Source organism: Brevibacillus sp. NRS-1366 (assembly GCF_050467985.1).
Map to the genome: position 1 here is coordinate 17,369 of NZ_JBITPN010000014.1, position 9,899 is coordinate 27,267.

Annotated in this window: 7 protein-coding genes; 6 read left to right on the top strand and 1 reads right to left on the bottom strand. The window is 41.9% G+C overall.

Going from position 1 to position 9,899, the window contains the following annotated elements:
* Window positions 1-52 precede the first annotated feature (52 nt).
* The 5 genes from ACIFQN_RS07750 (at window position 53) to ACIFQN_RS07770 (ending at window position 7,261) form a co-directional block, all read left to right on the top strand.
* On the top strand, window positions 53-883 hold the full coding sequence (locus tag ACIFQN_RS07750; RefSeq protein WP_429832451.1) for a TnsA endonuclease N-terminal domain-containing protein: 831 nt from the start codon (window positions 53-55) through the stop codon (window positions 881-883).
* Complete coding sequence (locus ACIFQN_RS07755; RefSeq protein WP_429832452.1) at window positions 884-3,067, top strand: Mu transposase C-terminal domain-containing protein; 2,184 nt, start codon at window positions 884-886, stop codon at window positions 3,065-3,067.
* Window positions 3,042-4,703 carry an ATP-binding protein gene (locus ACIFQN_RS07760; RefSeq protein ID WP_429832453.1) on the top strand — a complete coding sequence of 554 codons (1,662 nt, stop codon included), beginning with the start codon at window positions 3,042-3,044 and terminating at the stop codon, window positions 4,701-4,703. Before ACIFQN_RS07755 ends, ACIFQN_RS07760 begins: the two co-directional genes overlap by 26 nt.
* Window positions 4,704-4,714: 11 nt before the next feature.
* Entirely contained in the window at window positions 4,715-6,613 is a 1,899-nt protein-coding gene (locus ACIFQN_RS07765) for a TnsD family transposase (protein WP_429832454.1), read from the top strand.
* 96 nt (window positions 6,614-6,709) lie between these two features.
* On the top strand, window positions 6,710-7,261 hold the full coding sequence (locus tag ACIFQN_RS07770) for a hypothetical protein (protein WP_429832455.1): 552 nt from the start codon (window positions 6,710-6,712) through the stop codon (window positions 7,259-7,261).
* Window positions 7,262-7,974: 713 nt separating this feature from the next.
* On the opposite strand, the gene ACIFQN_RS07775 is transcribed toward ACIFQN_RS07770, so the two are convergent.
* Window positions 7,975-8,604 (bottom strand): TetR/AcrR family transcriptional regulator, encoded by a 630-nt coding sequence (locus ACIFQN_RS07775; RefSeq protein WP_429832456.1) that lies wholly within the window; start codon window positions 8,602-8,604, stop codon window positions 7,975-7,977.
* A gap of 211 nt (window positions 8,605-8,815) precedes the next feature.
* Here ACIFQN_RS07775 and ACIFQN_RS07780 point away from each other — a divergent pair.
* A partial coding sequence (locus ACIFQN_RS07780) for an MFS transporter (RefSeq protein ID WP_429832457.1) occupies window positions 8,816-9,899 on the top strand: 1,084 nt, incomplete at its 3' end.

The window sequence follows — 9,899 nt, forward strand, 5'->3', positions numbered from 1 at the left end:
GCTTAATATGTGTAACGAAATCGAGATTCGCAAAAAGGGGGTAATCAGAGGAATGGCAAAAAGAAGAACAGATTTAACCGAAAAACGGATACAACAATTGGAAAAAGAGGGTCGTGGCCAAGGGGAAGGTACAAAATACAAGCCATGGATTACCATTCAAGACTTCCCCTCGAATGGTCTCGTAACGAGAGCAGCAGGATGGAAAACACATCGTATTCATCATTTTCTCTCGAAGCTGGAAAGAGATTATTTTTATACGTGTGAATGGGATAACGCCATTATTGATATTCGCGAGCAGTACCCGCTCCATCGCATAGACACAATGAATATTGCCGAAGAGAAAAACGTTAAACATCCAACAGACCCAACAACGGGTGTGCCAATTGTTATGACAACAGATTTTTTATTGACGGTAAAGACAGCAGGAAGTACCAAACTCCTCGCAAGAACGATTAAACCTTCTGCCCAGTTGGAGAATGATCGGATCATTGAGAAGTTCGAAATAGAAAGGGAGTATTGGAGTAACCATGGAGTAGATTGGGGGATTGTGACTGAAAAAGAAATCCCAAGCATTCTAGTGAACAACATTGAATGGTTACACTCATCCTTTTTCCTCCACGAACAAATATCCAACTCTGCCTATCAATCGCTATCGCAGCATCTTAAATACAGTTTACTAACAAAAGGCGTATCTTTGATCGAGATTTTCTCCGAATTTGATATGAGATACGGATTGGAAGATGGAATGGGACTCGAGCTGTTCAAACACCTTGTCGCCGTTAAGGAAGTGATTGTCGATATGAATAAACCCATACACACCCATTTATTCGTCGACGACATCATTATTGGAATCGGGAAAGAACTCGTGAAAGGAGTGGTGTAGATGTTTTTTATAAACGAGATTGTATCTTTTCAAGAAGCAAATGGAATTGATGTTTCGGAACGTATCCTTTGGATCGACGATGGATATGTCATTTGTTACACCATTGATATTACAAACAAGAATGCATTACCCGTGAAACGTAAGATGTCTGATTTGGAAGAAATGTTAGACCAAAAGCTACTCCAAATCGTAACTGATGATCCATTCAGCTTTGTTTACCAAAGTGAAGATCAGATTCAGAAAAAACAAAAGGATGTACGTGATGAAAGATGGGGTGCAATCCAAAAAATTGCTTGTATGGAACCCGAAATTTATGACAAGCAAAAGAGAGGACCTTTGGTTCAGAAAACACAAGATGAAACAGGTAAGATCAAGGGCTTGATTTACAACTATTTAAGACAATATTGGCAGCGGGGGAAAGTAAAGAATGCCTTACTGCCAGACTACCGAAATTCAGGTGGTCGCGGGAAGGAAAGAACTCTGAGCAACAAAAAGACTGGTCATCCACGAAAATACGAAAGTTTTCTTGGCAAAGGTATCAATGTTGATAACGATATTAAACAGATCTTTCATGTTTGCGTCAAAAAATTCTATCATACGACGAAAAAGAATCCGTTGTCTTTTGTATATGAAATAATGTTGAAAAGCTATTTTGCTGAAGATCACGTTTTTGAGAATGGCGTTAAAAAAGCAATATTAAAAGACAAAGGTCAACTACCGACATATCGTCAATTTCAATATTGGTACCAAAAGGCGTATAGCGTGGAGCAAAAACATCGGAGTCGCAAAGGTAACCGGAAATATGAATTGGAAAACCGAGCGATCTTGGGCACCTCACTAGGAGAGATGTATGGTCCGGGCTCGAAATTCCAAATCGATGCGACAATTGCTGATGTTTATCTTGTCAGCAACTATAACCGAAATTGGATCATCGGAAGACCAGTCGTATATGCCGTAATGGATGTATTCAGTCGTATGATCACAGGCATTTATGTTGGACTTGAGGGGCCTTCATGGATTGGTGCAATGATGGCACTTGCGAATTCGGCTAGTGACAAGGTTTCATACTGTAAGAAATATGGTGTAGACATTACACAGGAAGAATGGAATACAAGTCACCTGCCCCAGACGTTACTTGCTGATCGTGGCGAATTAGAGGGATACAACATTGAAAGGCTGATTACGGCTTTTCATATGAAAGTTGAAAATACCCCTCCCTATCGTGCCGACTGGAAAGGGATCATTGAGCAACATTTCCGAACGACGAATTTAAAAGTAAAACCGTTCTTACCAGGTGTTGTAGATACAGAAGTCAGAGTAAGAGGCGACAAAGATTATCGGTTAGATGCTCAGCTAACTTTAGATGAGTTTACCGAGATCATTATTCGCTGTGCCCTGTACCACAACAATCATCATTGGTTAAAGCATTACAATGCAGATGAGATGATGATAATCGATGAGGTCAATCTGATCCCAAAGGATCTTTGGAATTGGGGGATTAAAAATCGTTCGGGTCGGCTTCGTTCCTATCCCGAGGATATAGTGAAATTGCATCTACTGCCTCAGGAAACAGCAAGTGTGACGTACAAAGGCATTGTTTTTAAAGGTATGAAGTATTCGTGCGAAAAAGCTTTGCGTGAAGGCTGGTTTCCACAGGCTCGAGAAAAAAGTTGGCGAATCAAGGTTTCCTTTGATCCACGAAACATGGATCATCTCTATCTTCCGAGTGAGGATGGAAAGAGTTATGAAGTATGTACGTTGCTCGATCATCAAATACGGTATCGAGAGCGTTCACTTCATGACGTGGAATATCTCCATGCGTATGAAGACTTTGAAAAACAAAATTACGCTCACGAGCAAATGCAAAAGAAAATCGATTTGGACACTCAAATTGAACACATCGTCCACGGTGCGAAAGAGAAGTCAAAGTTGGAAAAAGTCCCGATGAGCAACAACGAAAGAACAAAAGGCATCCGCGAAAATAAAGCTTTTGAAAAAGAAGCGAGACGAAAAGAGGAAGCATTCTTACTGGCTAAGCATGAAGAGAACAGTACCAATAACGGAGTCGTTATTTCGATCACGAATGCAGAGCCAGAAGAATATAAGCCAATAAGCAAAATTGAGTTGCTTCGACGTAAACAAAAGGAGTTGACGAAAAATGGAGCAAACAAATCATCCGTATAAAATCACAACGCAATCCATTGTTGATGCCATTTATACTGACCAGATCCTTTCCGAGTTTCGTGGTAACCCTTTGATCGAAGCGTTGCCACCCATCCTAACAGAGGAAGAGGTAGTTAACTATTGCTCCGTCTTCCCTAATTATGATGAACGCGAGAGGGAGCTTGATGCGAGTTATCGGTATCATTGTGTTCAGCGTCTGTTTCAGTATTTTCAACCATTTGAAAAGCATCTTGATTTGGAACAACGTATTTCTCGCTCCATTCGACAAGGATACATTTCACGAAATCCATTGAATGCCCATCAGGCAAGACAAATGCGAGAAAGCTATGAAAGCATTAAGCAAGGAAAGTTTCTGGAAAGTTATGAAACAACGGTCAAACGAACAGCAACCGGCTTTACGATGATTGGATTTTCAGGGATCGGAAAGTCCTCAGCCCTCAATCAGATTTTGTCTTTTTATCCGCAGCTCATCCGGCACACCACATACAAGGGTGAGATCTTTCAAATGACACAAATTCCTTGGTTGAAACTAGACTGTCCTTTCGATGGTTCGATTAAAGGATTGTGCATTGGCTTCTTTTCCGAGCTTGATCGATTGCTTGGCACTAAATACTTTACCAAGTACAAATCAAAAGGAAACACCGTAGACACCCTTTTGCAACACATGGTGCATCTGGCTAACCTTCATGCAATCGGTGTACTGATCATCGATGAGATACAGCACCTTAGCATGAGTAAAAGTGGTGGTTCGGAAAAAATGCTGAATTTTTTTGTGACCCTCGTAAATACGATTGGTGTTCCAGTCATCATGGTGGGGACGAACAAGGCGATTTCCATTCTCCAAAGCCAGTTTAGGCAAGCAAGACGTGGCAGCGGACAGGGAGACATGGTTTGGAGCCAAATGCCGAAAGATGAAACATGGGACTTATTTGTGGAGGGAATGTGGGATTACCAATGGACAGCGAACTTCACACCATTGTCAGAAGAATTAAATGAGCTTTTGTATGAGGAGTGCCAGGGCATCATCGATATCGCCGTAAAAATCTTTATGATTTCTCAGCTTCGTGCGATTAGTACCGGAGAAGAAAAAATCACAAAGCGACTGATCAAGCAAGTTGCCAAAGAAAATCTCCAACTTGTTCGTCCTATGCTAAACGCTCTACGATCAGGTATGCCCAGCGAGATGGCAAACTACGATGACATTCAACCCATTGATATGGATGAACAGTTTGACATGTACAAGCCCTCCATTGATTTACATGAAAAAGTGCGATTACAGAAAACCATCCAGGAGAATAAGCGTCAAGCGAAAACCAATTCCTTGCTCCAAGACCTTGTACTCTTTCTCCTATCGATGGAAATTGAAAATGACATGTCTCATCGCATCGCGAAGAAGGTTATCCAACATCATGGAGATTCAATGGATTTGCCGTCAGCAAAGAAAGAAGCCATGAAGATGGTATTGCAAACCGAGGAAAAGACAGATGAAAGGAGCAAACGAGTCGATAAGAAAGAAGCTGCAAATTCAAACATTCTTTGCTTAATTGCAGCTGATGCCAAGAAGAAAAAAGTATCAGTGTATGAGCATTTTATGAGTCATGGATTCATTAAACAGCCACTGGAAAGTATCAGCTAGGAGGGGCAAACATGTTAAACAACTTTCCGACACCATATTCAGACGAATTGTTATACAGCATTTTAGCAAGATATCATATGGCAGTGGGAAATATCAGTCCGAAACACTCCACGGAAGAACTATTCGGGAAAAGGACCATTCGTTCTGTTGTAGATCTTCCGTGTAATCTTGAGCGGTTAGCGGAAAGGATAAATAACCCGATGGTGAATGCAGACTATCTCATCGATAATCACACTATGTTCCCGTATTTCGGAGCCTTTTTTCAAAGTGAACAATATGAGAAAGTTAGGGAACTGATGAAAAGTGAATACGGTGATCGGGTTCATACAACAGCAGGTATTGCAGCGAGTAGCATTATACCAAAAGAATATCTCATGCATTGCCATGAATGCCGTGAAGAGGATAGAGAGAAGTACGGAGAAACGTACTGGCACCGTGTACATCAGTTGCCAGGAGTGATGGTTTGTCCCAAACACGAAATACCATTGTATGAGACAGATGTTTCAGTAAAGGCGACTAATCAGCATGAGTACATCATTGCTACAGAAGAAAACACTCGGAGCAAGGAAAAGACAGTGAGCATGGGGGATACAAGCTTTCAACATTTACTGACCTTTGCCAAAATGGCGAATGAACTGTTGCTGGATCAATATCGGCAAACACACGATAACCATTTGCAGCAACAATACAAAAGAAAACTTGCAGAAAACAATTTTGTCACGAGCGGCGGTTTTGTAAACAGAAGCAAACTGTATCGGTCGTTTCAGGGGACTTTTGGAAAAGCAACGTTGCAATATTTGCAGTCACAAATCGAGTACATTGAAAGGGATTGGTTAACGATGATTTTTCAACATCATCGAAAGTCCTTTCATCCGATTAGGCACATACTCGTCATAATGTTCCTCGGAGACACATTACCCAGTTATTTCGAAGAGAGCACAAGTTTCAGACCCTTCGGAGTTGGGCCGTGGCTATGTTTGAATCCTACTTGCCAAGATTATCGGAAGCCCGTTGTAGAGTTGAAAGTGACACGGTGTTATCAAACCAAGCGTCCTGTTGGTACGTTTACATGCCACTGTGGTTTTATGTATTCAAGGAGAGGACCAGATCAATGCAGAGATGACCAATATAAAATCGGACGAATAAAAGCCTTCGGAGATGTTTGGAAGGGAAAGTTAAAAGAACTTATTTCGGAGGGAGAAACTTTAAGAGGAATCGCGAAGATTCTTCAATGCGATCCACAAACAGTGAAGAGGCAAGCCACATTATTAAATGTTCCATATTCTCGGAGTGGCGAAACGCTGGAATCAGGAAAGAATAACCCCCGGTTTCATCAAGGGGAACTCACAAAAGTAGATGAATCGGAAGTATCCAATAGTAAAGAAGAGTGGTTGTTCCTCCAAGAAAAGCATCCCAGTCTTTCCACAGCTGACTTAAGACGATTACGACCAGATTTATACGCATTCCTTTACCGAAACGATAAGGATTGGTTAAAAGGAAATTCTCCAACAGGGCGTAAGAAAGTACATGTTAATAACAATCGCGTCGATTGGGAAAAGCGTGATATTGAAATGGTAGAAGTCGTGAAAAAAGTGGTTGAGGAGTGGGACAGAGGAGCGGATAAACTCACTCGAATCACGGTGAGTGCCATTGGTAAAAAAGTAAATCGGTTGTCGCTACTCCAAAAGAAAAAAGAAATGCTGCCTGAAACTACAGCCTATATCAACAGTGTGGTAGAAGATGCTGAGGCATTTCAACTACGTCGAGTGAAATGGATCGCAGATAGGATGCAAGGGGACGGAGAAGAAGTGTCCGAATGGAAGTTAAATCGCAGAGCTGGGATAAGACCTGATGCATCCGCTAAGGTTAAGCGTTTAGTGACAGTTTCAGCAAACAATTATAATTGGTAACGTTTAAGCGTTGCCTTTTTTGTTTTTTTTTGATGAGTTATGTCAAAGGTTTTACCAAATTGTTGTCGAATAATAACAATAATGGAGGGGGAAAATTTGAATACTAGAAGCGTAGGAACGACAAGTTCAATCAGAAATGACATGGAAGAAGCTATTCGAATAATGGAAAACATGAAAAATTATGATGCATCAGGTTTTGCAATTCAACTTAAGTTTTGGGTTAAAGAACTTGATTTTTTTAACAACACTTTAGTTGAAAAACACCCCGAAAAAGATGCATCTCTTACCACTTATCACATTAGTGAATCAAAAAGACCGACAGAAGGTCAGGTAGCATATTTTAACTTAAGAAGAGGTTATCCAAAGGAACTTTACGATGGACATCAATGTTATATACTGAAGGATTTCGGATTAAAATTATTAATTATTCCTACCACTTCAGTCAAAGGGGATTCAGCACCACTTGACGAAGAGTTCGAAATGGATATTAAGATTAAAAATTTCGAGAACGATTTACCAACTCGGCTACAGTTCAGTGATATCCGTTCCATCGATGCCCAACGAATAAATGAAAAAAGAGCGATTTACGATGTGGAAACTGATCGCACATTAATCCTGGGAAAAGTAAAAAAGGTATTGACGCTTTAACGATAGCATGGTATGATTTCCTTAACTTTAAAAATCCCGTATGGGCGAATTTCAAAACTTTAAATTTAAAAACCACAAAAAACACCGATTATGGTGTTTTTTGTTTTTGATAAGAACTTTTGACGTCAGGAAACTGGCCGTTATTGATGTTTAGTATGTAACTTTGTTTGTCGCACTGTATTTCATCAGTATGCAACTTTATTTTCGAATTCGTGGAAATCGAAGCGTAAGAATGCAAGTTTGAACGCTTAATAGTATGCAACTTTGTTTGTCATGAACAAAAATTTGTTCCTGTTCAGTGACAATAGAGTTACTAAATTTACATTAGAGTTACTAAATTGACATTAGAGTTGCTAAATTTACATTAGAGTCGTTAAATTTCCGAAATCTGATGATCAAAGCTGTCTGGGTAATAATGCATGTTCAGTGACATTATAGTTAGTGTCTGGACATTAATGTAAGTGTTTTGACAATATAGTTGGTGCTTGGACAATAAAGTTAGTTCCTGCTTAAGTGGAAAGCACTTAGACAGTTAGTCACAATGACTAAAAAAAGCACAGGATACCTCCTGTGCTTTTTTATTTTGGTTTTGGCTTTGTTATCATTTGTTCTTGATTTTTAGTATTAAACTAACGGGCAGTTATCCGCAACTGCTTTCCTAGATCTTGAACTATAAGGTCCGTCCCATAGATAATCCCCTAACTTGTCTTCTCTCAAATCTTGCCCCGATCCCTTGTCTTTACAGACACCACATTCCATACACTCATTAGCTGAGTGATGGCAGCATCAATTGCCTCGAGCGGAATGCCGTCCCTCGCTTGTGAAGAAATCCCTCGAAGAAAGGTATCAAACAAGGTAACCAGCATGGAGATATCGGTTGAATTGGGCAATTCACCATTGGATATGGCCCGTTCTATACAATCTTTCTGCCATCCGCGGACCTTTTCTCGCTCCTTGAAGATCATTTCCTGGATGTGTTCTAGCTCAGGGGAACAGGTTGCAGCGGACAAAATCAATAGACAACCTAGAGGGTGGGATCTCTCTGTCTGCATTCGTGCCGATCGACGTAATCCCTGCTCGATGGCTTCTTTAGGTGTCAAGCTTTTATCCCTGAAACTTTCCGAAACTTGTCCATAAGTAGAGATATACAGATCCACTGCTTCACGGAATAGCGCTTCCTTAGACTCGAACGCCGCGTAAAAACTCGCAGCTGATATATTTCCCATCGCAGCGCGTAACTGAGCAAGTGAAGTGGACTCAAAGCCGTGTTCCCAGAAAAGAAGCATCGCGGAAACAACCGCCTCGTCACGATTAAATGCGCGAGGGCGTCCCGTTCGTGGCATAAGGTGACCTCCTTTACTAATTTTATACTAATCGATCCAGAAGTCCTTGACAAGGGACTCTGATTAATTTTAATATATGGATCGAACGATCCATAATTAAATTCGTTCTAAGGAGGAAAGTAATTTGTCTCATATTTCAACTTCCAAGTATGTGGCCCAATCAGACATTATCCCTGCTCGATTTCCCTGGCTTGCGCTGCTGGCGCTTGCGATGACAGGGTTTATCTGTATTCTTACAGAAACAATTCCAGCTGGGTTACTACCGTTAATTGGGGAAGGACTGCTTATTACGAAGGCGATGGCTGGGCAGCTCGTAACCTTCTATGCCATTGGCTCAGTTGTGGCGGCGATTCCATTTGTTATGTTTACTGGAGGGGTACGACGTCGACCGCTGTTGATTGCCATTATTGCGGGATTTTTAGTCTTCAACACGACTACCGCCTTGTCGACCAGTTATACTCTAACGCTTGTAGTACGATTTCTCGCCGGTGTAGCTGCCGGCGCTGCTTGGGGAATGATCGCCGGTTACGCGAGGCGCATGGTTCCGGAAGCATTAAGGGGGCGCGCCCTTGCTGTGTCAATGGTAGGAACACCGATTGCGTTAACCTTTGGAGTGCCGGCAGGAACTTTACTCGGTGACCTGTTCGGTTGGCGCGCAGTATTTGGGCTCATATCTCTTCTGACTCTTATGTTAATCGTTTGGGTGCTATGGAAAGTGCCGGATTATCCCGGACAGTCAGCAGAGCAGAGAATGACAGTAAGTCAGGTGTTTGTTTTGCCGGGCATTCGTCCGATTCTAATGGTGGTTTTCACCTGGATGCTGGCTCACAATATTTTATACACGTATATTGCCCCGTTTCTTGAGCGATTCGGACTTGCAGAGCGTGTCGATCTTGTTTTGCTGGTCTTTGGAGTAGCCGCTCTTGTCTCCATTTGGATTGTCGGAATGCTGATCGACCACAAGCTGCGCCTGATGGTATTACTCAGTCTGTTCGGTTTTGCACTAGTATCTGTTGCACTATGGGTGGGAGGAACATCGGCGTCGGTCATTTATGCGGCTGTTGCGATATGGGGGCTTACCTTCGGCGGCGCAGCCACGATATTGCAAACTGCGCTGGCTGATGCCAGTGGCGAAGAAGGGGTTGATATCGTGATGCCCATTAATACGACAGTGTGGAATCTGGCCATAGCCGGCGGAGGTATTGCTGGTGGAATTTTGTTAGAACAGAGTGGAGTGCAGTCTTTCCCGGGCGTACTATTGATTCTCGTGCTTGTGGCGCTGATTATAGCGAGGA